29 protein-coding genes are annotated in these 23,877 nt (G+C 40.6%); 28 read left to right on the forward strand and 1 reads right to left on the reverse strand.

All coding sequences use genetic code 11. The features are described 5' to 3' along the window. Window positions 1–23 precede the first annotated feature (23 nt). The 26 genes from C6Y01_RS09855 (at window position 24) to C6Y01_RS09980 (ending at window position 21,518) form a co-directional block, all read left to right on the forward strand. Window positions 24–224, forward strand: coding sequence for a hypothetical protein (locus tag C6Y01_RS09855; RefSeq protein ID WP_142394365.1), 201 nt, complete (start codon window positions 24–26; stop codon window positions 222–224). Window positions 225–340: 116 nt separating this feature from the next. Next, window positions 341–685 carry a structural protein gene (locus C6Y01_RS09860; protein ID WP_106038131.1) on the forward strand — a complete coding sequence of 115 codons (345 nt, stop codon included), beginning with the start codon at window positions 341–343 and terminating at the stop codon, window positions 683–685. A 130-nt stretch (window positions 686–815) separates the two neighbouring features. Further along, complete coding sequence (locus C6Y01_RS09865; RefSeq protein ID WP_106038132.1) at window positions 816–995, forward strand: hypothetical protein; 180 nt, start codon at window positions 816–818, stop codon at window positions 993–995. Further along, window positions 995–1,372 carry an HNH endonuclease gene (locus tag C6Y01_RS09870; RefSeq protein WP_106038133.1) on the forward strand — a complete coding sequence of 126 codons (378 nt, stop codon included), beginning with the start codon at window positions 995–997 and terminating at the stop codon, window positions 1,370–1,372. The genes C6Y01_RS09865 and C6Y01_RS09870 overlap by 1 nt, the downstream gene beginning before the upstream one ends. A 262-nt stretch (window positions 1,373–1,634) precedes the next feature. After that, window positions 1,635–2,123: a phage terminase small subunit P27 family gene (locus C6Y01_RS09875; RefSeq protein WP_106038134.1), complete on the forward strand. Its 489-nt coding sequence runs from the start codon at window positions 1,635–1,637 to the stop codon at window positions 2,121–2,123. Then, window positions 2,110–3,837 carry a terminase large subunit gene (locus tag C6Y01_RS09880; protein WP_106038135.1) on the forward strand — a complete coding sequence of 576 codons (1,728 nt, stop codon included), beginning with the start codon at window positions 2,110–2,112 and terminating at the stop codon, window positions 3,835–3,837. The genes C6Y01_RS09875 and C6Y01_RS09880 overlap by 14 nt, the downstream gene beginning before the upstream one ends. Before the next feature lie 14 nt (window positions 3,838–3,851). Then, window positions 3,852–4,052, forward strand: coding sequence for a hypothetical protein (locus tag C6Y01_RS09885; protein WP_106038136.1), 201 nt, complete (start codon window positions 3,852–3,854; stop codon window positions 4,050–4,052). A 6-nt stretch (window positions 4,053–4,058) separates the two neighbouring features. After that, window positions 4,059–5,294, forward strand: coding sequence for a phage portal protein (locus tag C6Y01_RS09890; protein WP_106038137.1), 1,236 nt, complete (start codon window positions 4,059–4,061; stop codon window positions 5,292–5,294). Continuing rightward, complete coding sequence (locus C6Y01_RS09895) at window positions 5,272–5,862, forward strand: HK97 family phage prohead protease (protein ID WP_106038138.1); 591 nt, start codon at window positions 5,272–5,274, stop codon at window positions 5,860–5,862. Before C6Y01_RS09890 ends, C6Y01_RS09895 begins: the two co-directional genes overlap by 23 nt. Window positions 5,863–5,916: 54 nt before the next feature. After that, the gene (locus C6Y01_RS09900) at window positions 5,917–7,098 is read left to right on the forward strand and encodes a phage major capsid protein (RefSeq protein ID WP_106038139.1); all 1,182 of its coding nucleotides are present in this window, start codon (window positions 5,917–5,919) and stop codon (window positions 7,096–7,098) included. 12 nt (window positions 7,099–7,110) lie between these two features. After that, the gene (locus C6Y01_RS09905) at window positions 7,111–7,413 is read left to right on the forward strand and encodes a head-tail connector protein (protein ID WP_106038140.1); all 303 of its coding nucleotides are present in this window, start codon (window positions 7,111–7,113) and stop codon (window positions 7,411–7,413) included. Beyond that, window positions 7,395–7,727: a phage head completion protein gene (locus C6Y01_RS09910; RefSeq protein WP_106038141.1), complete on the forward strand. Its 333-nt coding sequence runs from the start codon at window positions 7,395–7,397 to the stop codon at window positions 7,725–7,727. The genes C6Y01_RS09905 and C6Y01_RS09910 overlap by 19 nt, the downstream gene beginning before the upstream one ends. Beyond that, the gene (locus tag C6Y01_RS09915) at window positions 7,727–8,110 is read left to right on the forward strand and encodes an HK97-gp10 family putative phage morphogenesis protein (RefSeq protein ID WP_106038142.1); all 384 of its coding nucleotides are present in this window, start codon (window positions 7,727–7,729) and stop codon (window positions 8,108–8,110) included. The genes C6Y01_RS09910 and C6Y01_RS09915 overlap by 1 nt, the downstream gene beginning before the upstream one ends. Beyond that, entirely contained in the window at window positions 8,107–8,505 is a 399-nt protein-coding gene (gp17, locus tag C6Y01_RS09920; RefSeq protein ID WP_106038143.1) for a tail completion protein gp17, read from the forward strand. Before C6Y01_RS09915 ends, gp17 begins: the two co-directional genes overlap by 4 nt. Before the next feature lie 14 nt (window positions 8,506–8,519). After that, window positions 8,520–9,128, forward strand: coding sequence for a major tail protein (locus C6Y01_RS09925; RefSeq protein WP_106038144.1), 609 nt, complete (start codon window positions 8,520–8,522; stop codon window positions 9,126–9,128). A 77-nt stretch (window positions 9,129–9,205) separates the two neighbouring features. After that, window positions 9,206–9,526: a phage tail assembly chaperone G gene (gpG, locus tag C6Y01_RS09930; RefSeq protein WP_159159659.1), complete on the forward strand. Its 321-nt coding sequence runs from the start codon at window positions 9,206–9,208 to the stop codon at window positions 9,524–9,526. Window positions 9,527–9,753: 227 nt separating this feature from the next. After that, window positions 9,754–13,416 carry a phage tail tape measure protein gene (locus C6Y01_RS09935; protein WP_106038146.1) on the forward strand — a complete coding sequence of 1,221 codons (3,663 nt, stop codon included), beginning with the start codon at window positions 9,754–9,756 and terminating at the stop codon, window positions 13,414–13,416. Beyond that, window positions 13,413–14,240 carry a phage tail domain-containing protein gene (locus C6Y01_RS09940; protein ID WP_106038147.1) on the forward strand — a complete coding sequence of 276 codons (828 nt, stop codon included), beginning with the start codon at window positions 13,413–13,415 and terminating at the stop codon, window positions 14,238–14,240. The genes C6Y01_RS09935 and C6Y01_RS09940 overlap by 4 nt, the downstream gene beginning before the upstream one ends. A gap of 8 nt (window positions 14,241–14,248) precedes the next feature. Then, the gene (locus tag C6Y01_RS09945; RefSeq protein WP_106038148.1) at window positions 14,249–16,153 is read left to right on the forward strand and encodes a phage tail protein; all 1,905 of its coding nucleotides are present in this window, start codon (window positions 14,249–14,251) and stop codon (window positions 16,151–16,153) included. Between the two features lie 74 nt (window positions 16,154–16,227). Continuing rightward, window positions 16,228–18,081, forward strand: coding sequence for a right-handed parallel beta-helix repeat-containing protein (locus C6Y01_RS09950; protein WP_223249906.1), 1,854 nt, complete (start codon window positions 16,228–16,230; stop codon window positions 18,079–18,081). A gap of 10 nt (window positions 18,082–18,091) precedes the next feature. Then, window positions 18,092–19,693, forward strand: a complete 1,602-nt coding sequence (locus C6Y01_RS19085; protein ID WP_106038150.1) for a BppU family phage baseplate upper protein — start codon at window positions 18,092–18,094, stop codon at window positions 19,691–19,693. 14 nt (window positions 19,694–19,707) lie between these two features. After that, a complete protein-coding gene (locus C6Y01_RS09960; RefSeq protein ID WP_106038151.1) occupies window positions 19,708–19,983 on the forward strand; it encodes a hypothetical protein in 276 nt (91 codons plus the stop codon). Next, window positions 19,980–20,126 (forward strand): XkdX family protein, encoded by a 147-nt coding sequence (locus C6Y01_RS09965; protein WP_106038152.1) that lies wholly within the window; start codon window positions 19,980–19,982, stop codon window positions 20,124–20,126. Before C6Y01_RS09960 ends, C6Y01_RS09965 begins: the two co-directional genes overlap by 4 nt. 39 nt (window positions 20,127–20,165) lie before the next feature. Then, window positions 20,166–20,378 carry a BhlA/UviB family holin-like peptide gene (locus tag C6Y01_RS09970; protein WP_034324986.1) on the forward strand — a complete coding sequence of 71 codons (213 nt, stop codon included), beginning with the start codon at window positions 20,166–20,168 and terminating at the stop codon, window positions 20,376–20,378. 17 nt (window positions 20,379–20,395) lie between these two features. Next, a complete protein-coding gene (locus C6Y01_RS09975) occupies window positions 20,396–20,659 on the forward strand; it encodes a phage holin (protein WP_106038153.1) in 264 nt (87 codons plus the stop codon). 58 nt (window positions 20,660–20,717) lie between these two features. After that, entirely contained in the window at window positions 20,718–21,518 is an 801-nt protein-coding gene (locus C6Y01_RS09980) for a peptidoglycan recognition protein family protein (RefSeq protein ID WP_106038154.1), read from the forward strand. An 86-nt stretch (window positions 21,519–21,604) separates the two neighbouring features. Here C6Y01_RS09980 and C6Y01_RS09985 read toward each other — a convergent pair whose 3' ends face one another. Beyond that, complete coding sequence (locus C6Y01_RS09985) at window positions 21,605–22,099, reverse strand: hypothetical protein (RefSeq protein WP_106038155.1); 495 nt, start codon at window positions 22,097–22,099, stop codon at window positions 21,605–21,607. Between the two features lie 69 nt (window positions 22,100–22,168). Here C6Y01_RS09985 and C6Y01_RS09990 point away from each other — a divergent pair, with 69 nt between their 5' ends. Together C6Y01_RS09990 and C6Y01_RS09995 are read left to right on the forward strand one after the other, a co-directional pair. Next, window positions 22,169–22,477 carry a hypothetical protein gene (locus tag C6Y01_RS09990; RefSeq protein ID WP_106038156.1) on the forward strand — a complete coding sequence of 103 codons (309 nt, stop codon included), beginning with the start codon at window positions 22,169–22,171 and terminating at the stop codon, window positions 22,475–22,477. 246 nt (window positions 22,478–22,723) lie between these two features. Further along, window positions 22,724–23,857, forward strand: coding sequence for a Rap family tetratricopeptide repeat protein (locus tag C6Y01_RS09995; RefSeq protein ID WP_106038157.1), 1,134 nt, complete (start codon window positions 22,724–22,726; stop codon window positions 23,855–23,857). The last annotated feature ends 20 nt before the right edge of the window (window positions 23,858–23,877 follow it).

The following is a 23,877-nucleotide window of genomic DNA, read 5'->3' on the forward strand; positions in this document are numbered from 1 at the left end:
TGAGAGAAAGCGAGGTAATTGACTTGAAAATTACCGTTCATAAGATGGAGCGGCAAACAACGCAAGCGTTTGGTCGTGGCACTTTAATATTTTTAGATGCTGAAGTCATTCTCGATAATGATGTTTCTTTTAGAGCGTGTTTTAAATTTCCTGGTATTGAAGATATATCTTTTGATAAAGCAGCAGAACTTGTACAAGAGCATTTAAAACATGGCATTGCATAATTGCAGTGCTTTTTTTATTTGTTGGGAACGGCTGCCTTTTGGGATTTTGGTTGTGTAGTCGCAAGCGTCTTGAGGAATGGGATAGAGGCGCAAATAATAAAAGGAGATGATTGATTATGGCGTCAGGATTTGGAGTGTCGGCGAACCCGACAAAAGCCAATCACAAAATTGGAGAGGATAAGGTTGTACGAATTGCGGTGCAAAACCATAACGACTTTAGTGCTGGTCCAAACCTTATTCCTCAACGTAAGGAAGGTGGAAAGTGGGTAACACTTAAAACGAACAGCCCAAACCAACTCAACCCAGGTGAAAAACTTTATGATCAATTTGACATCAAGGAATCACTAGGTAACAAAAAAGGTACTTATCGTTTTAGAGTGGATGTAGAACGTTACGACAAAAAGGGCAATCATGTTGCAACCCTTGGGACATTCTACACTAGCGAATTTTATATTAAATAATAATTGAAGCACCGTCTTTCATGGCGGTGTTTTTCTATTTGCTGTAAAGCGTCCCTGTCTGTTTACAAAAACAATGGCGGCTAACAAACAGGGGCGGCTTAGATCAAATAAAAAAGGAGAGTGTGGACTTATGAAATCGGGCTATGTGGTCTTAACGGATTATGATTGCGATCCTTACCTAGAGTTTTATGAAGATTATTCAGAGGCGAAAAAAGAATTTGATCGAAGAATTAAGGACAAAAATCAAAGCAGCTTTAATATTCATCTTTGTCAAACGCTTGAGTCTTTTACAAGTGAAGGTAATAAGTGATGCCCTTAAAACGTTGTAACGTTCCCGCCTGCCGAGAATATATAGACTGGACCGCACGCTATTGTATGAAGCACCAGGGCTATGCTGATAAGCAATACAACAAAGATGTGAGGTACAGCAGGGAGAACGAAGCGCACTACAAATACTATCAAAGTAGAGAATGGAAATCACTTCGAGAAGCAAAGAAGCGTGAGAGTCATTACAGATGCGCTGTGTGTGCCGCAGAAGGACGTGTGAACATGTCCAATAGGTTAGTGGTCCATCATAAGTATAAAGAGCTTAGAGAGGTATTTCATGACGATATAGAGCGCAATGATTTAAACAACCTTGAAGTGCTTTGTCAATTTCATCATAACCAGGTGACATTTAAGAAGTGATGGCATTTTCATTTAATTTATTTTGATTTAAGTCCCCCCGACATTGAACGGGGTGGGTTTTTTTGCTTCCTGGAAATCGGCGTCCCCTCAACTTTAAAAAAAGTGTTGAAATGGAGTTTTGATTTTTCCCGTTTTTTGCGGTTTTTCACTCATTCGTAAAATGGCTTGATCCTTTACAGGCGTTGAGATAGAGAGGTTTTGCTCATTTGTTTGATTGCCTAAAATTAATAGGTTGGATTTTGCTGAAAGGTGGTGGTTTTTATTGGCGAGAAGAAAACAAATGACGGACACATTAAAAGGGCAAATATCAAACGAAGAACGAGAGCAGCGGCAGCAGCATGAAGAAAAATTGAAAGGCATTTCGCCACTGGAAGAACCGCCTCCTTTTTGGATGACCACAATGGCAAAGAATGAATGGAAAAGGATTTACCCGCATATTATCGAGCTTCCTATATCTGAATTAGATCGGACCTTGCTCGCTATGTACTGTACCAGTTACGCACAATACAGACGTGCTTTAAAAGATGTGGAGGTAGAGGGACAAGTCGTTTTTGAAGTGAATAGTAAAGGGTTCGAGGTCAAAAAGAAAAATCCGTCTTTTGAAATCATGATGCAAGTGTCGAAAGAAATTCGAGCTATTGCAGGACAACTTGGACTTGCGCTTGATGCTCGATTACGTCTGGTTGGGTTAGGTGAAGATAGCGAGGATGACGATATATTTGAGGCAATGAGGCAGGATGACGACGATTAAAAAAGACCCCGGTACTCTTTACGCTCAAAAAGTAGTAAACGGGGAAATTATAGCAAGTCAAAAAGTCATCCAGGCGTGTAAACGACATTTGCGGGATCTTGAAAAATCAAAAGACCCTGACTTTCCATACGAGTACAAGCCCAAAAAAGGGGCGAAGGTTGAAAAGTTTCTTGAAATGCTGCCGGATATTTCAACGGGTAAACCTACGTCACTAGCACTCTTTCAAAAATTCATTGTCTATATGATATTTGCCTGGCGAGACAAAGAAACAGGATATAGACGATTTACAAAAGCATATATCAGTATGGCACGTAAAGGCGGTAAATCCGTTCTTGTTGCCGGGATCGCTTTATATGAATTGCTTTTTGGTGATGCGCCTAGATACGATAGACAGATTTACACGACGGCAAACTCTCGTAAACAAGCAAAAGCGGTTTTTAACATGATTGTCATGCAACTTAAAAAGTTGCGGAAGAAATCAAAACAAATTAAGAAAATGACCAAGATCATTCAAAATGAAATTCGTTTTTTGCTAGAGGATAGCATCATCATGCCGTTATCTCGTGATACAGACAACCTTGACGGCTTAAACGTATTAATTGGTATTCTTGACGAGTTTCACACGGCTACAAATACAAAAATGATTGAGGTTTTAGAGTCCTCACAAGGTCAGCAAGACCAAGGGCTTATCTTAATCATTAGTACAGCGGGTTTCAAACTGAATGGTCCTATGTATGCACAAGAATATCCGTATGTAACGGATATATTGAGCGGAAAGAAAGAGAACGAAAATTATTTTGCCGTTGTCTATGAACAAGATGACGCAAAAGAGATAAGCGACGAAAGCACTTGGATAAAAAGTAACCCGTTGCTTGAAGTTGAAAGTATGAAAAAGAAATTGCTCAAGAACTTACGCAAAAAATTGAAAGAAGCCAGGGAAAAAGACGATCTGAACGGAACGCTTGTTAAAAACTTTAATTTGTGGCGTTCTGCTTCGTCGGATAGTTTATTGAACGGTGACGATTGGAAAGATTGCGTCGTTGAGGAGAAGCCGGATATATACGGGAAGCCTGTTTATATCGGTGTGGATTTATCCAGGTCGGAAGATTTATCTTCACTTGGCTTTATTTATCCTTTAGAGGATGCAGAGGAAAACTTTTATATTGATAGTCATTCATTTGTTGGGCGTAAAGGCGGTTTAGAAAACAAGATACAGCGTGACAAAATTGATTATAGAAGGCTTGAGCAAGAAGGATATTGCACAATAACAGACAAAGAGTCCGGCATCATTAATTTACAACAAGTTATTGATTACATGGTCGATCACATAACGAAATATGATTTGCAAGTAAAGGGTATCTTTTATGATCCATATAACATTTCATTGTTTTTAAATGAAATTGATCAATATGGCTATCCTGCTATTGAAGTAAGACAAGGAGTAAGGACGTTATCAGAACCAACGAAAAACTTTAGACTTAACGTCATGGATCAGCGTCTCCTGCATACAAACAACCCATTGCTAAACCTGGCAATTAACAACGCCATTTTGAAAAAGGTCAATGATACGGTGCAGATCGACAAGGACTTGAACCGTGAAAAAATTGACCCGATCGCTGCTTTAATGAATGCATATACAGAAGCAATGTACCATTACGAGCAAAACGAAACAGATTGGGACGCCTACTATCAAAGTGAAGATTTTGGGATATAGAAGGAGGGGAAACAGTGCCAAAACAATTTAATCATCTAATTTTAGGAGTATGGCGGTTCTTCATATCGAACCTTCATACTCTTTTGTTTTTGTTGGGGCTAGTCCTTATCAATACCGCCGTTTATATGGCCGGAATGATTTGGGGGATTGCGGCTAGTGGTGTTTTGCTAGTCTTTGTCGCCATTCTTCTCAACCATGAAACAGAAAGGGGGTAGAGGAAATTGGCGTTCTTTAGATCAATAAATCAACAAAGCGCAGGACAAAGGGAATTTAACGAAATTTTGGTGGGCTTAGATGGTTTAAGTTATGTGCCGGCAACAGCCATTAAAAATAGTGATGTGTTCACAGCGGTTCACGTACTGGCGTCAGACATAGCAGCAAGCCCGATCATGATTAGAAACGAAGGAATAGAAGAAAAGGATAGTGATCTGTTTCAGCTTATCAACGAGCGCCCTAACGATTATTACTCGGGGTATTCATTCAAATATATCCTTGTCGCCAATGCGCTTTTAAACGGTCAATCGTTTGCTTATATCAAACGGGATAAAGAGGGTACACCCTGGGAGCTTATACACATTTTGAATTCTGAAGTCTCGGTTGATCAGATAAAGGGACGGAACGATATTGTTTATCGTTATTACCCTTCTGACGGAAAAGAAACTATTTTGAAACCGTCTGACGTGCTGCATATCAAGTTTTCCTCACTGGATGGGGTAAACGGAAAGAGCCTCTTATCATGTCTCAAGCATGAACTTGAAAGCCAGGAGGCGGGTAAAAGGCTTGTCACGGACTTTTTTAGACGTGGCACAAATTTAAGCGGCATTGTAACGCTTAAAAAAGGCGTACCGTCATCAGAAGCAAGGGAAAACTTGCGCAATGAATTTGAAAAGTTTAATTCGGGTATGAGGAATCAACAAAGAATAGCCGTTTTGAGCGAAAACGAAGAATTTAAGCAACTTGAAATCAGTACGAAGGTTCTTGAAATCGTCAATAATTACACGCATTCAACAAAGCAGATTGCGAAAGTATTCGGGTTGCCACCTCATAAGTTGGGGATCGAGCAAGTGAACACTTCACTAGAACAAGCGAACCTGGATTATTTGACAAATACGCTTTCAAATTACTTTGCTGCCATTACAGCGGAGTTAAATTTCAAAATGCTTTTTTACCCGGAAAGCAGGACCAAACGCTTTCAATTTGACGCAAGACGATTTAAGGAAACGGACGCTAAAACAAAGCGGGAAAATGTCATTGCATTACTTCAAAACGGCATTTATTCGCAAAACGACGCATTAGCAGAATACGGAATTGCGCCTATTGAAAATGGAGATAGGCGCTTTATGAGTTTGAACTATGTGGATGTTGACATTATGGACGAAATCCAAAAAGCGAAGGCGAAGGGGCTTCCTATTCCTTCACTTGATAAAGGGGGTGATGATATTGGAGAAGGAGATTAGAGCCATTCAAGAGGGTTCGCTAAAGGCGACAGAAGAAACCGATAAAGGCAGGATGATTACAGGCTATGCATTGAAATTCGGTACACGCAGCCGAAACCTGGGCGGCTTCATTGAAACCATTGAAAAACGAGCGCTGCAAAATGCTGATATGTCAGATGTAAGGGCACTTATTGATCACGATCCGTCAAAGATTCTAGGAAGAACCAAAGCCGGAACACTGAAACTATCTGTGGATGACATTGGCTTGCGTTTTGAATTGTCTTTGCCGAACACGCAATACGCAAACGATCTATATGAAAACTTGAGACTTGGCAACGTTTCAAATTGTTCATTCGGTTTTCATCTTGCTGCAAACGGCGACAGCTTTAAACGGGACGACAAGACGGGGCTTCCATTGCGGAGCTTAAACAACATTTCACGAATTACTGATGTTTCTATCGTCACTTATCCGGCTTATGAAGACACAGATGTTTCGATCGCCCAGCGGCATTTAAAGCAGCATCAAAGCAGCCATTTAGAAAAAGAAAAAATCAAGTTAGAGCTTGATCTAATTGAATTAAGTCTTTAGAAAGCACTCGTACATTGCGGGTGCTTATTTTATTTGGAAAAGGAGCATGTACACATGTTAAAAGAGAAAATCCAGGAATTACGTTCAGAGATCACAAAGAGACAAACGGCTATCAATACAAAAATCAAAGAGGCTCAACAACGAGCGGAAGAAGACAAGCTAGAAGAAGCAAAAACGATTAAAGATGAAATCACTTCTTTAAAAGCAGAAATTGAGACAATGACAGAAAAACTAAAAGAATTAGAAGAATTGGCAGGAATGAAAGCGGAAGAAATCACAGGAGCGGGACAAGACGGAAAAACAGAGGAACAAAGATCATTTCCAGCAGTCACGCCGCATGTGCGCTTGGATAAAGGAATCGAGGAACAGCGCCGCAGCTTTGAAACGTTCTTGCGTACTAGAGGTGAAGTCCGGGACGGTTTGACAACAGAAGGAGCAGCGGCAGTTATTCCTATCGAGGTCATTACGACACCGCAGAAAACGCCGGAAGATATTGTTGACTTAGTTGAATTTGTGAATAAAGTCAATGTGACAGCACCATCCGGTTCATATCCAGTTTTGGAAAACACAGAAACCGAACTTGTGTCGGTTGCGGAACTTGAGAAAAACCCAGAGCTAGCAAACCCAAAATTCAATAACATTGAATGGAAAGTTGAAACGTATCGTGGTCAATTGGCTATTTCTCAAGAATCAATTGATGATGCTGGCGTAGATTTGACGGCACTTGTAGCGGATCATTTGCAACAAGTTAAACGAAATACAAGAAATACAAAAATTGCAGGCGTCTTAAAGACGTTTACAGCTAAAACAGTTACAGGAACGGACGACATTAAAAAGATTTTAAATGTTGATTTAAAGCAAGCCTATGTTCGTAATGTTCTTTCGACGTCATCCGCCTTTCAATTCCTAGACACCTTAAAAGACAAAAACGGTCAATACATCTTACAAAGTAACATTTCTTCACCATCCGGCAAAACGCTTTTCGGAAGCCCGATCAAAGTTGTTGATGATAAGTTGCTCGGTAAAAAAGCCGGTGATATGAACATGTTTATCGGTGACTTAAAACGAGCTGCCTTCTTTGCGAATCGTGTAGACGTTGTTGCGAAGTGGGTTGAAAATGCGGTGTATGGTCAAGTCCTTTCCCTTGCTATTCGTTTCGACGTAAAGCAAGCAGACAAAAACGCAGGCTTTTATGTAACAATCAAGCCGCCAGTTGAAACAGGCGCTACAGAATAGGAGTGAAGAAATATGACCCTTGAAGAATTAAAACACGCTTTAAGGATCACTCATGACCTGGATGACAAAATGCTAGAAACGATAAAAGCGGCTTCTGAAAAGTTTATCAAAGACAGCGTCACCTTATCGAAAGAGAGGGACGCTTTTTTTATTGATAATCCTTGTTTTGATGATGCGGTCATGATGCTTTGCGGTCATAGGTACGAAAACCGATCAGCGGTATCAAACAAGAATTTGCAAGAAGTGCCGTTCGGCGTTATGTCGTACATTCAACAATTTAAAGGAGAATACCCTTCATGGACTATGGACGATTAAATACGCCGATATCTTTCGTTAAAAAGGAACCTAAAAAGGACCCTATATCCAGGGAGAACACAACGACAACAGAAAGACTTTTCACCACCTGGGCGGAACGGCGAGACCAAAAATTAAGAGAAAAGCTATCAACAGCAGGTACGGTTTTAGAAGATAGTTTGACCTATGTTATTCGCTATCAACAAGTATCGACCATTTCCAACGCTATGCACGTACAGGACCACTTGACCAACGAGCTTTATCAAGTCATTGATATTCTGCCAAACGAGCAGGACAAAGACTTGATCAATGTCTTTGTAAAGAAGGTGAGCTGATGGCCCTTGAAGCTAACGGAATAGAAGAAACATATAAAGCCATTGAAAAGATGGCTCGTCAAAATGTAAAAGCGGAAAAGGCTGCCGTTCTTGCAGGAGCACAGATGATGGCGGATGGCTTGGAAAAGAACACGCCATTTGATAGCAATAGCGGCAATAAGAAGCATTTAAAATCAGATGTTTTCTATTCCAAACCAAGAGAGGACGGGGAAATATTTTCAACCGTTGGCTATGGTAAGGAAACGGCTTATAGGCTGCATTTTACAAACTTCGGAACGATCAAGCAGCGCCCGCAAAGTTTTATAGAACGCACGATCAACGAGTACGAACAACTCGTTTTATCGAAAATGCAAAGTGTTTATAGGGGGTTGCTCGGGTTATGACGCTAATGCTACCAATCCAAGAAGTAGAAATGATTTTGACAGGATCAGCCGATCTGACAAGCTACGTGCCGGGTGAAAAAGTCTTTCTTGTGGACGTGCCGGAGTTAGATCAAAAGGTAGATCAAGCCCCAATGATCCGTATTAATGAGCTTGAAAGCTATCGTAATGCGTATGAGGATGATCAAGCGACAGGCATAAGCGTTGATATACAAATAGATTTATGGACCGGGACAATCAAGGAAGCGCAAGAAATACAACCGATTATTGATCGTTTGATGGCTTCGGCTGACTATCAGCAATACGCTTCCGCCTTTGATAAAGACCCGGATATAAAGCTGTACAGATATGCACGAAGGTACAGAGCAAATAAAGAAATAGAAATCAGTTTTGAATAGAGAGGATGAAATAAATGGCTACAACAGGATTGAGAGATATACAAGTCGGCGTTTTTGAAGATGACGTCACCAAAGAAGCAACCGAAGTATTAAAAGTACCTGGGGCAATCGAATCAAAATTAGAACCAAGCTCGGAAATTGCCGTTCTTTACGGGGATGATGGGGTATTTGATCAAGAAGGCTCGGGCGTAGGTGAAGCAAAGTTAGAAATCGGCGTAGCTGATCTTACAACAGAAATGAAAAACAAATTGCTAGGAGCGGATGCAATTGGCGGATGGCTTGAAGCATACGGAAAAGATACTGACCCGCCTTTCGTTGCTATCACATTCCGGCAGAAAACAAAGGGCGGTTTTTGGTATGTTGGACTTTTGCGAGGTAAATTCGGTATTCCGTCTAATGAAGGTAAAACAAAAGAGGATAAAGTCGAATTTATCACGCCAACAATTGAGGGACAATTCATGCCCCGTAAATTCGACGGCTTAACTTATGTCATGGCGTATAGTGGAAGCCCTGGATTCACTGAAAAAGCCTTTTATGATTTTGTCTTTAAAGGGATCGCCCCTAGCACTGACGGCGACAACGGAACAGCGGAAGCGCCATCAAGCACCACAACAAAAAAATAGTGTTTTCTGATAGCCAGGTGATTTATTTTACCTGGTTAAACTGGATTCATTAAAAAATATACGAGGTGTTTAATATGTTGAAATTAACAATGATTGATGCACAAACAAAAGAAGAAAAAACATACACAAAGGATATGCCGTCAGCTCGTCAATTAAGACGTGCGCTTGAAATACAAGCTCAAGCAGAACAGGGGGAAATGGAAGGTACTGCAATGCTTGATGAAATGGTCACTTATGTAGTGGGTGTATTCGGGGAGCAATTTTCATATGATGACTTTTTAGACAATGTCCCTTCTGATAAAACATTTGAAACAATTGCTGATGTCATCATGCAAGTGACAGGACAAAAAAAGGGAAACGACGGCTTGAAAAAGAAAGCGGTGAAAGCACAGAAATAGAGCATTTAGAAACGTGGCAAGATTACCTAGAATCATTAGATGATATTTACGAAGATTTGATGAAAGAAGGGTACAAGTATCATGAGATAGATAACATGGACTTGAACGGGTTTTTACGTCTTGCAAACAGAAAAGGGCAAAGCGCGGGCAGTGTTCCAATAGATCAGATTTTAAGACCAGGAGGCTTTTGAGCCTTCTTTTATTTTTGAGGAAAGGAGGTAAACCATATGGCAACGGAAGGGCGTCCGATAGGCTCTTTAGTCGTTAATACGACGTTAGATAGTACAGGGTTTGACAAAGGCGTCACAGCCTTGAGGCAGCAGCTTAAAACGGCACAGTCGGCAACCAAAGCAACCGCAGCCGAATTTAAAGCATTAGATGACAAGCTGGGCGAAAGTAAAAGTAAGGTGTCGGGCTTGTCAGATCAATTGAAGATTCAAGAAAGAATTGTAGATTCGTATAGACAAGCATATGAAAAGCAAGTTGAGCAATATGGAGAGGGATCAACCCAGGCGCAGAAATATGCACAACGTTTAAACTCTCAAATAACAAGCTATCGCAACATGCAAAACGCTTTAAGGCTTTCACAAAGCCAGGTTGAAAGACTTGAACGTGCCGAATCAGAAGCAGCAAACAGCGCCGACGATTTAGCAACAAGTCATCAAAATGTATCTAATGATGTAACGGCAGCGGGTAAAGAGGTTTCCAAACTCTCAAGCATTTTAAAGGGCGGATTTGCTACGGCAGCGGTAGCGGGTACGGCAGCCATTGGAGCATTAACGGCAGCCGTTGGCACGCTTGGCGCAAAAATGACGGCTGATATACAAGCCTCACAAGGGCGTTTAAGAGCGCAGCTAGGCTTGACGGGTGATGAAGCCAAAAGGCTCACAGGCATAGCAAAAGACGTGTGGTCACAGGGCTTCGGAGAGAATTTGGATGATGCAAGGAATGGTTTGTTTCAAATTAAACAAAATATCCGAGGCATTGCAGACAAGGACCTTACGGACGTAACCAAAAAAGCCCTGGTGCTTGCAGATGCTTTTGATTCAGAAGTAAATGAAGTTGCGAGAGCGGGCAACAACCTTATGAAAGGTTTTGGCGTGTCTGTGAGTGATGCGTTTGATCTCATGACGTATGGCGCACAAAACGGATTGAATTTTTCAAATGAGATGTTCGATAACCTGTCCGAGTATTCAACGTTATTCGGAAAAATGGGTTATTCAGCACAAGAATATTTTCAATTACTCGTCAACGGAACAAAAGCGGGCGTTTACAACCTGGATTACGTCAACGACGTCATGAAAGAGTTTCAAATTCGTGTCAAGGATGGCTCGAAATCGACTAATGAAGCAATGGCGAGTATGTCGAAACCTACACAAAAAGTCTGGCAAGATTTTTTACAAGGTAAAGGGACTGTCAAAGATGTATCAAACACCGTTTTAAAAGAGCTGAAAGGCATGAAAGACCAGGTGGACGCCAACAATATCGGCGTGGCTCTTTTCGGGACAAAATGGGAAGACCTAGAGGCTGACGCCATGTATGCCCTGGGCGGCATTGATGGGAAGATCGGTGACGTAAAAGGCAAAGCTAACGAAGCGGGGGAGGCTTTGCAAGACAATCTAGGCACACGCTTTAAAAAGATCGGGCGTCAAGCACTATCAGCGCTAGAGCCATTAGGAGGCGCAGCAGCTACATTTCTTGAGAAGGCATTTAATATTGCTGATCCAATCATGAAAGAAATGTCCAGCGCTGGCAATACAGTAAAACAGGCAATGGCGGGTATTTGGGGCATATTGCAAGGTGAGGGAACAGCAGAACGCTTAGAGGGTTATGGCATATTATCGCAGCTTTTCCCGCCTGGCGTGGTTGATATGATTGTAAACACTACTGATACAGTAAAAGGCGTAATAGAAACGATTAAAAATTCATTTAAGAGTATGCAGCCGACTTTCCAGGCAATAGGCGGCATTTTGATGAATGTATTTGTTACAATGGCGCCTATTGTAAAACAAGCCCTGGGTGGCATCTTGTCATTTATTGGACAGCTTGCCACAGTGTGGGGAACGTTTTGGAAAGAAAACGGCGGTGTGATCACACAAGCCTTACAAAATATATGGTCTGTGGTCCAATTTGTCATGCCTGCCATTATTGCCATTATTAAAAGCGTTTGGGGCAATATTAAAGGCGTTGTCATGGGCGCAATGCAAGTGATTCAAGGCGTCATAAAATTCTTCTCGGGCTTGCTGACGGGAGATTTCGGCAAGATGTGGGAAGGCATCAAAAACGTGTTTTTCGGCTCGATTAATGCGATATGGAATTTTGTGCAATTGTCCTTTTTCGGAAAGATTCTCGGGATTGCGAAATCACTAGGAAAAGGGCTATTAGGCATCTTCCCGAAAATGTGGTCTAGTATTGTCGGATTCTTTAAAAATGGCGCTGTAAACACCGGGAAAATGGTCACTTGGCTTAAAGACAAAGCCGTTTCAATTGCAACAAGTATGAAAGACGGCATGGTCAAACGTTTTTGGGACATTGTAGACGCAGCCAAAAAATTACCGGGTAAAATCGGTAATGGCATTAAAAGTATGGCGTGGGCAGCGCTTAAAGGTGTTAAGTCGCTTGCGGATAAAATGAATAACAAATTATCTTTTGTCGTAAATGGCGTAATAGGTGGCGTTAACTGGGTTCTTGGTAAAGTGGGTGTGCCTAAAGAAAATCAAATACCAGAATGGACACCGCCAAAATACGCAAAAGGGACGGGCGGACACCCAGGAGGACCCGCCATTCTAGGGGATGGCGGAATGAAAGAACTGTTTATCACGCCTGGCGGTCAAATGGGGCTGTCTCCTTCAACTGATACAATGATGAACCTTCCAAAAGGAACCGAGGTATTGTCGGGACCTAAAACGAAAGCATTGTTTGATGACGTGCCATTTTACAAAGATGGTACAGGTAAAGGCGGCAACTTCATTTCTAATCTTTTCGGTAAGGTGAAAGACCTGGTACTTGATGTGTCTGACTTCATTACAAAGCCTAGCAAGCTAATGAATACATTGCTTCAAAAAATGGGGATCACGACCCCGAGCATGGCAGGCGGCTTTGGTCAGATCGTCAAAGGCAGTTTTTCTTTTATCAAGGACAAAGCGGTTTCCTTTATTAAAAACAAGATCAAAGACTTTGGTTTTGTTCCTGGTGAGGGAGGCAGCGCAGCAGTGAAAAAATGGGTGGCTCAAGCAATTGCGATTAAGGGAATTTCCCCATCTTTTTCAAAAGCGCTTGAAACGATCGCTATGAAAGAATCCGGCGGAAACCCTACAGTCGTAAACAATTGGGACAGCAACGCAAAAGCGGGGCATCCGTCCCAGGGGCTTATGCAATTCATTCCGTCTACTTTTGCGGCGAACAAAGAACCTGGTTACGGAAATATCAAAAACCCTGTACACCAGGTTATTGCTGCTATCAACTATTTGAATAGTCGTTATGGCGGAATTAACAAGCACCCTGGCTTGGTCAACATGAGAAAAGGCGGCAAGTACATTGGCTATGATAAAGGCGGTATCATTACCCGAAATCATACGGCAGAGGTTCACAAAGGGGAAATGATATTACCTTTAAGGCAATTCAGAAGAAACCGAGCTATGCAGGTGCTTGCTCAAGCTAATCGAATGGTGGGCTATCAGCCCGAGCAGCCGGGACAAGGTTCAACAAATGTAATTGTTCAAAATGATAGTGCTGATGCTATTAAGCAACTAGAAAACAAGTTTGATCAAATGATCGGTTTGTTGACACAGATCGCCATGAAAGACACCACGATAAATGTTGAGGGACTAAACAAGTACAATATGGATTTACTTAAAAATAGACAGCGTAGGGGAGGGCTTGCGACTTGAGTTATGAATTTTATACGGATTACGGGGAAGGGCTTCAACTGATCAGCAAGCGCCTTCCCTTTTTACGTTGCGTAAAATTTACGCCTGTGTCGGCTTCAATCGAACGTCAAACGGCGGTTGTGGCAAATAGACCAGGATTAAAACAAACGTCGAAAAAAGTCCGTTTCAAAGAAAGAAAAATCAAAGCACGATTTTATATTAAAGCAAAAAGCACGGATCAGTTTAATAGATATAGAGCGGCGCTTACAAGGGAACTTGTAAGAGAAGAACCCTATTACATTAGTTGTTCTTTTTCACCCGGTATACGTTACCTGGTGACGTGTGACGACGAAATCGAAATCGAAAAAGATGACGGGAAAAATTATAAAGAAGTTGATGTGGAATTCACCGCATCGCTTGGGCTTGGCGAAACCGTTTTTAATACTGAAAAGCCCTTAAATTTGAGTGGAGAGTATTTTTATCTCGGCATGAATTTACCGAGTCAAGACGATCTGAAATACCGTTTCACGTCCAAGACGTTCAAAGTCTACAACGCTTCTGATGTGACAATTGATCCGATTGACTTTGATTATAGCGTCACCATGTATTTAACAGGTAAGGACGTGAAGATACGCAATGATGCCACGAAAGAGGCGTTAACGATAAGGAGATCAGTTTCTAAAAAGCAAAAAATCATTATCACACGTCAATATGTCACGATTGATGGGAAAATGGCGGACACGTCCGGGCGCTTTCCGAGCTTGCGCCCTGGCTTTAATCCATTTGAGATCGAAGGCGCATCCAGTATTGATATACGATTTGTCTTGCGCTTTTACTATAAGTAGGTGAAAAGATGAATCAATTATTTGTACAGTCAAAGCACGATCTATCAAATAAAGTACCTTTGGAACATGTAGAACCCGAAGTCTCGGATAAATTAGACGGCACAAAACAATTATCATTTCAGTGTTTACAAATGCCCGAAACTGAACTTGCTTTCGATATGCTTGTAAATGACAACGTATTGCTTGTAGATGAGATTGAGCACAAAGCGCAGCGTTATATCATTGTAGAGGATGAAAAGCGCACAGAAAACGGCGTGTCATTCCGAAATGTAGCGGCTGATCATATGTATATTGTTCGTCTGACATATAACCAGGTAGATGAAGAAATTAACGGAGAAATAGATATAGACACAGCGCTTAAACACGCTTTAAAAGGAAGCGGCTTTTCATATACCATCATGCCGGATGCTAAAGGATTGAAAGCCAAACTAGAAGGATTCGGCAAGAAAAAGTCGTTAGAGCTGATGAACGATCTTATATCGGCTTTTGTCGTGGAACTTGATGTAAACAATGATCATATATACGTATTCAAAGAAATCAAAAAGCGGATCAATTACAAATTAGATACCAGGGCGAATATGAATACGATTAGTGTTAAAAGTAGTCTGTCCGAGTCTTACACACGAATAAAAGGATATGGCAAGGTAAAAGAAGAAAAGGACACAGCAAGCGAGGAAACAAAAGGCTATGACAGTAAATCGGCGAAATGGAAAACAAACAGTGATTTAAATGCCATGTATGCGGAGGACGTTGGACAAACGTTCTCTTTTACGTTTAAAGGGACAGGCTTCAGCGTGAAGCTGATCAAAGAAAAATTAGGCGGGAAAATCACGTTTAACATAGATAAAAAGACAAACAAAACATTCAGCACGTACAAAGACACAGGCAAAGAAAGTCATGTGGTTGAAACGGTTGACGTGATCCGGGGTCTTGAGGATAAAGAGCATACGGTCGTTGCTACATTCAAAGGAAAAGACAGCAAAAACCCGAACACTAAAAAAATGAAAACGGGTTTCCGGGTTAGTATTCCTAACGGGAATTTTATTGGACTTTATCGGACCTTTAAAAATGATGAAAAGTACATGTTCCCTCCTGTGACATATATTCACCCGGACGAAAAACTTTTTCTTGTAGACGGTCGCCCACGAGTAGCAGAGACAGTTTACGAGGATTCCATTTCCAAAAAAGAGGACATGGAAAAACTTCTAAAAAAGAAAATTGATCCTTATCCAAAATTAACAATCGAATTGGATTTTGAAAAAGTGTATGATTCAAAACTCGAAGCGATCGAGGACAATATTTCCAAAGGTGCTATTGTTCCAGTCATTGCCGATACAGCATACGGCATTCTTTTCGAGGGAGAGGTAAGGGTACAGGAGATCAAATATAACCCTCTCAATTTGGACTTGAAGCCGTCTGTCACGCTTACAAATTATCGTAAAGACATTATTGACTATCAACTAGAAAAAGATGTCGAGATGAAAAAACAGCGGAATTTAATCAAGAAGCAAATAGCAGAAATGCTTGAGGCGCAAAAAAGCATAGCAAGTAACATACAAAGTCAATTGAGTAATGTCAGTGTGAAGGTTTCCCAAGATGTGAGCTTGTCATATTCATCTGTTACGAAAACATGGTCAATAGATGATAGCAGCATAGACGGCGTGGAAATTGATGAGGTAGGAAGCAGTAGTATTAACATTGAAATAGGAATTGACATAAAGCCGAAAAGCCCCAAGGCGAGCGTTGATTTTGATCTAAGTTTAAAGGGATTTACAGCGGGCGCAACTGTTGATCCAACTAATCCTAGTGGTATGAACATTGCCCTTGCTAAAGGTGGTCAAAGAATCAGCCCAACGGCTGCCGATATTCCAAACGGCGCACAAATTAATATTTCATTTTACTTAGATAGCTGACGGTTAAACGTCGGCTATTTTTCATGGAATATTGTCATAAGGAAGGAGTTGATAACATGGGGAGATTCAGCCTATTGAAAGTATTTAAGATTGGCAAAAATGCAGAGTTTGAAGAAAACCTATCCCAAAATGCAAGATCAATTGAAAATGCCTTGAATCAACTAGACATAGATATCAAAGAACATAAAGCAAGCGAAGAAGCTCATGAAGCGGCACATATCACCCACAGAGGGAAAAGCGTCGCTCACTGGCTTAATAGTTATTGGTCACGCCTTGTAAATCTGATCGTTAATCATGACGGTAACGACGTGAAAGAGGTTGTGGACGCTAGGGTTGCACTTGATGCGTCCATTCATCCGACTTTGAATGATCGTCTTGAATATGACTTTGATCAGCTTGAAAAGAAAGTGAATGACATGCTTTCGATCGTGTCTTTGCAGCCGTTTTTAAACAAATACGGCAATTTCACAAAGGCATTACAAGCAGCGCTAGAATTATCAAAAGATCGCCCCATTTGGCTTTATATTCCCCCAGGAGGCTATACGCTGCGTGAACGGGTGAGGATTTATAAAAATACTCATATCACTTTACAGGCAGGGGCAACGATCAAGCGTGGCTTTGTTGGCAGCATGTTTGTAAATGGTGATTCAAATGAGAGTTTCACCGAGTACAAAGGGCACGGAAACTTGATCATTGACGGACAAGGAACAATTGACAGTATGGGGCATGAGATCAAGCAGCAATGTTCAATTTTCGGCTTTGCTCATGCTTCCGGTATTATCATGCGTGATATCACATTGAGAAATGTTTGTGGGGGACATGCTTTCGATTGTGCCGGGAATGAAAATGTTTTGATCGACAATGTGACATTCGAAGGGTTTGCGGACTATGTAGGAGATAGATGGTTCTCCGCAGCGGTTCAAGTTGATTTGATGCGTTCCTCTAGTAACTTCGGTGCGTTTGGAGCTTATGATCACACACCGACAAGAAACCTTACTATGCAAAATTGTACTATCCGAAAATCCGCAGAGCTTGGGGGCTATCCTAGAGCCATTGATTCACATACAAGCACGGACAGCGTTCTCTATTCGGGCATTAGATTCCTCAATAACAAGGTTTACGATTGCACAGAATGGGCGGTGTCGGGCAACAAATGGCAGGACGTATTTGTTGACGGCAATACGTTTGAAAACTGTTCCGGCGGCGTTAGAACGTTATTACCGAGTGTTGATAGTGTCTATACGCTAGACAAAAACGGCAATACCACTGGAAGAGTCAATAAGACAAAGCGTCACACAATCACAAATAACAAATTTATCAATATGTCGGTTGACCATGCGATTCAGGTTTATGGTCGTAAAGGTTATCAAACGATTGATCATGTCGTCATTTCAAAAAATCAAATTGACGGTACAACAAGGCACGGTATTCATGTATCAGATGTGAAACATTTTGTTATTGATGATAACAACCTTGAAAATATAGGACATCATGGAATTTTAGTCACACGCAGCACACGAGGGAAAGTTCACCATAACACAGGACGTGACATCCAGGGTAACGGCGTGCGAGTAGAGGAAGGAAATTGCGATTATGTATCGGTAGACGACAACACACTTGAAGAGATCGGTTTTTCCGGTATATCTGTTTCAGGTGATTCAGAATATGTACAGGTAGATGAAAACACAATTGTGAATGCGGGCAAGCGTGGGGATGAATACGACTTTATTTTGCTTATGGATGGCGTCAAAAACAGCGCCGTTCGTAACAACACCGCAAATGGAAAGACTGGAAGACACGGTTTGTATTTAACAAGCAAATGTTCATCCATTCAACACTATGGAAATCGTTTAAAAGGCGCTGGAAAAGTATCTGCATTAAACGATAATAGCGTTGATCCTATTCGGACCGTTGAAAATATTACTTGAGGGGGATAACATGACGAATCAACTTTTTAAAAATGGCGTGCTGCCTTTCGTGGTTGATGCCTATGATCAAAGCGTGTACGATTCAAAAATCGTTTTTTCTACACAAGATATAGGTACGGCAAAGCTAATCTTTCAATTGCGCAAAGATGGTGTGCCACTTCCATTGTCGGCGGTTGACGGAAAACTTGTACTAAAGTTTGCAAATGGATCGAAAAATATTCGGAATATCACTCTTATAGACAAGGTTGAGGGAATAGCTGAATACGTCTTAGATAATAACGAAATCAAGCTATATGGCAAGGTCCAAGCGTCATTAAATTTGTATTACCGTAACGGACAAGCCTTGTCGATTCACGAATTTACATTTGAGATTGATCGAAATTTAATTGACCAAGACATTGCCCCGGCAGCGGAATTTTATATTGATGATTTTCAATCGTTGAAAAAACAAATTGAACGCATGGCAGCAGAACTTGAAACCGATATAAAAAAACGTACCGATGTAATGCAAGGAAACATTGACGAGATCACGAAAGAGCTTAAAGAGCAGCTTGACAGAATGAAAGAGAAACTTGACGATCTCGAAGCGCTTGAAACGAAAGAAGGTGCAAAATCTAAAGTAGCCGAAGCGCTTGCAGCAGCTAAAAAATATACGGAAGATTACGCAGAGACACCCGCCGGCGCTTTGAAAATGGCTAAAGAGCTTGTTGCGGGTTTTCAACAAAAGAAAATCACGGCTGATACAGGCATGCCGTTGATCTCTCTGAAAGATACATCCATGAGCATTCTTGATGCAATTATCAATAATGGAGTAGGGCAAGGAACTTTCTACGCAATTGCCGGTTCAAGAGATTTACCGAATCAGCGATCTTTCCGAGGTTTCTATCATATGACTGATTCCACGAACGGCGTAGCCTCTTTCGGATGGGTATACGCAACCGACTATGTAAATAACGTCTACACAAACTATTTAAATAATAATGTATGGAGTGGTTGGTCAAGGTTGTCTAATCACAATTTGTTGTCTGAAACCGGACAAAGCCAGTTGCTTCCGAACGGTACGGACATTTTAACGCTGCCTTCCGGTTGTTACTATGCCGTTGGAACAAATGTCGTCAATATGCCGAGTAAAACCGATTCATCGTGGTTCAATATTTACGTTATTGATAACAGTAACAACCGTAAGTACTTTCATATTGTTAGAAGCGGCGATAATTTACATTGGTTCGGCACAGTCCATACGGACGGATCGTTCAGAGGATGGAAACGGATGCTGACGGATGATGATTCAATCAGCACATGGAACCAAGTAACGTTAGTCGCTGGAACAGTAAAACAATTTGCGGGAAATCCTCTCCAATTCTCCATACGTCAAAATGACTTACTACTTCGGGGATCGTTTGAGGGAGTCCCGGCGAACGATACAGTCATTGCCCGTTTTGCTCAAAAACCTTCAGCTAACACTGTATTTGTAGGTGCAACGGTTGGATCGTACGGTTCAGCCCGTTTAACTCTCGGGGAAGATGGATCATTAAAATTTGACGGTCTCAACGCAAATGATAATTCCAAGGTGACGAGAATTGAGATAAATGAATCTATTCCGTTGTGGTAAAGGAGGGAAGAATCATGCACATTTATTACTTTGACGAGAATTTTAAATATCAAGGTGAAGATGTAATAAGTGATTATGAAGAGATTCCGAAAAATGCTACGGATGTACGTCCGAAAAAAGGTTTATATCTTCCTGAATATGATGCAGACAAGAGAGAGTGGTTTGAATCAGCATCTAAAGAGTATATAGAGAGCTTGCAACCAACGCCGCAGCCGTCAAAAATAGACCTCATGGAGAAACAAGTTGCCGAGCTTTATTACTTGTTTGCATTAGGGGGTGATCCATCGTGAGTGATTTCGATTGGTTCAGTAGAATCAAAGGTTTTTATGATAGAGAATTATGGACAAAAGAAATGGTTTATAACACCGTAGCAGCGGGGAGAATCACACCCGAACAATACGAGGAAATAACAGGTGAGCCATACGAGGTATAGGCTTATTTTTTATGCTTATGGCGGGAGAAGGTGAGCAAAATGGAAATGGATTTGGCACAATATTTAATGACACAAGGACCCTTTGCGGTGCTTTTTTGTTGGGTACTGTTTTATGTATTGAACACGACAAAAGAGCGTGAGAACAAGCTTAACGAGCAAATAGACGCACAAAATGACGTACTAGCAAAATTCAGTGAGAAATATGACGTAGTAATCGAGAAATTAGATAGAATCGAAAGAAATCAAAAATAAGAAAAGAGGTATTTAATATGAAAAACTTTGACAAAGGCACGGTCGTTCGCACGGTGCTTCTTTTTATTGCATTGATCAACCAAGGACTTATCATGTTTGGCAAACCTGTTTTGCCGATCAGTGAGGACCAGGTCACTTCGTTGGCTGAAACATTGTACCTTGCCTTCTCAATGATCTTTACTTTAGTGACAACCCTTGTTGCATGGTACAAAAACAACTATGTGACAAGTCGAGGTAAAGCCCAAAAAGAAGCGCTGCAACAAAAAGGATTAACAAAATAAGAGCTGCCCCAGGCGGCTTTTTTAATACTGAAAAACAATTTTAAGGAGACGATGAACAATGGTAAAAATCATTCAAGACTTCATTTCAAAAGGGAATAACAATCGACCAGGCAACTATATGAAGCCTTTATATATTACGGTCCACAACACAGCCAATACAGCAAAAGGGGCAAACGCAGCAAGTCACGCAGCTTTTGTTAAACGATCTAGTACAGCCGTTAGCTGGCACTACACTGTGGATGAAAATTGTATCTATCAGCATTTACCATTAAACGAAAACGGTTGGCACGCAGGGGACGGCAGAGGAACGGGCAATATGAAGTCAATCGGCATTGAAATTTGTGAAAATGCTGACGGAGATTTTGAGAAGGCGATCGAAAATGCTCAATGGTTGATTCGCCAATTAATGCAGGAACAAGGCATTACATTGGCAAACGTTGTACCGCATAAGCATTGGAGTGGGAAAGAATGTCCCCGCAGGTTGCTTAATCGTTGGGACAGCTTCAAAGCCGGGATCGCCGTTGCTAACACAAATAAAAAGCCGTCTGCTAAACCAACAAAAGCAGAACCATCCAAAACAGCAGCTTCCAAGCCTTCTAAAAAGTCATATGGCTTGCCAACAGGCATTTTAAAAGTGACAAAGCCTCTTACAAAGGGATCAGCAGTAAAAGCCGTACAGCAAGCCCTAGCGGCGGTTTACTACTACCCGGACAAAGGAGCAAAAAACAATGGCATTGATGGCTATTACGGACCGAAAACAGCGGATGCGGTCAAACGATTCCAATTGATGCATGGTCTTGTTGCTGATGGCATTTATGGACCGAAGACGAAAGCAGCCCTCGAAAGGCTATTAAAATAAAAATCTATAGACATGAGACTATAGAAAATGATAACAATTAAACCCCTGTCCTTAATGGATAGGGGCTTTTTTGGTATAAAACTATATTAAAAACTTACAAAGAAACCAGGTAATACAGGGAATCTATCTCCAAAGGAATCTTCAGCGCTTCCAGTAAGATAAACTTTTCCGCCTTTGTTTTTATTAATATCTACTACACTTGAAAAACCACCAAGGGGAGCTCCAAAGCCTCGAATAGGAACGTCTCTTTTATAACCACTTTTGTATCTTAACTTTAACTTACCATGAAAAACCCACGGTCCTTTTGCATTAGGTTTGACACTCCAATAAATATGCCTACGATCGCCAGTTACACTTAATGAAGCCGTTCCACCCGGTCCCCATTGTGTTGTGTTAGTGGAAACTTCCCCTGCTTTCTTTTGTAAAGCAAGTTCGCTTATTGAGGTGTTAGGCAATGTCTTTATAACAGAATCATATTTTCCACCAAAAACGACTTCTGACTCACTTGCTGAAACGGAACTTGAAAAAACGGTTAAAGCTAGAACAGAAACTAAAACAGAACTGATTAATTTTTTAAACACTATTTACACTTCCTTACAAATTATTTTTGAGTTATAATTCATAGAAAACTTAGGAGGTAATAAACAAAGATGATTAAACATGCGGACAAATTCAAGACTTTTCTCAACTTAATGGTGAACCGAGAAAAAGAAACTGAAAATGCAATTCAAGACTTTCACACTTCCGGGGGGAAAATAATTTTCCGAGTTGATTATAAAAATGTAGATATTGCTTTGAAAATAGCAAGTTTACTAGGTGAAAACACTTCAAAATATAGTATTCAATTATTTTGTTTCCCCGGCACTGACGATATAGATTTCATTCAATTTGCAATTTCAGAAATCCATGAGCCTAAGCTAATGAATTTTTTGGAGGAAATGCCCGAAAAGTGGTCTTAGGGCTATCTATTTACCACCTACTTCCATTGTATTTAATTACAAATGTACATATAAAAGGAACGGAGGACAAGCCGAATTACCTTAAAATTTCCTTAATTTAGTCAATTCCACTTCGATTTAACCAAAATTCGACTTTTTGTCATTTTCATATGTAGACAAAATTTGCGGTTTCTTTTCGGTGTGGAAATATTTCGAAAATGATAATATATGTCATTATAGGGAATGTAAAGGAAGGGGTAGGGTCTTATGGAGAAAGTGCTTTCTTCTCATGTCGGTATGAAAATCAATGAATGGTATTACCATATTCAAAGATTTAACGTGCCGGACGCCGAAGCATATAAAGAAGAAATAAAATCTTTGCTCGATGATATGGAGGAAAACCAGGATTTATTATTATATTTCTCACTCATGGAATTCCGACATAAATTAATGTTGGATTATTTGAATCCATTGGAAAATGGAAAAGAGCGTGCTAACTTTAGAGAATTAGCAATAAAGATTAAAAAAGATCAAGAGAAATTGACAGGATTGCTTGATTATTATTTTAATTTTTTCTATGGAATGTATGAAATCGAAAATTATGAATACCTCAACGCCATTACCTTCTACAAACGAGCAGAAAAAAAGCTGTCTCTTGTAAGTGATGATATTGAACGTGCCGAGTTCAATTACAAGATGGCTGAAATCTATTACCACATGAAACAAAACCACATGTCCATGCATCATATAGCCCAAGCAATAGAATGTTATCGAGAAAAAGAAACTTATACTGTTAGACAGATACAGTGTTCCTTTGTCATTGGATTAAATTATATTGATATGGGTTGCCCCGAAAAAGCAAAGCCTCATTTTGAACACGCACTAGAAAAAGCAACGGAAAGCGACACCAAAAGATTAGTAGGATCAGCGCTGTATAACTTAGGATTAAGCTATTTTCACAATGATGAAATAGCTGCTGCAATAAAATATTTAAATGATTCAATCAATGCTTTTAAAGAACGAGGATATGAGCATTTTAACAGAATACTTGATCCTTTAAGTGTGCTTGTAAGGTCATATTTTCATGAGAAGGAAAACGATTTAGGGTTATATGCCCTCAACCAGGGAATCGAATTGGCTGAAAAATTAAATGATGATGTTATGCTTAAAGTGTTCACATTCTATAGGGCGCTTTATGTGAAGGAAGATTATGATAAAGTGTTGAGTGATACCGAATATTTAACCGAAAGAGGAATGTATGCAATTCTTGAAGAATTATCGAAAGATGCGGCAAGAAGATATAAAACAGTAGGAGATAAAGACAAGGCGTCGAACTTCTATGAGAAGGTTCTTTACTTCCAACAATTAATAAAAAGGAGCGATTGCCTTTATGAAATTTAAGTCAGTAGTAGCAACCCTCA

Source organism: Bacillus sp. NMCC46 (assembly GCF_002998465.1).
Lineage (GTDB): Bacteria > Bacillota > Bacilli > Bacillales > Bacillaceae > Bacillus.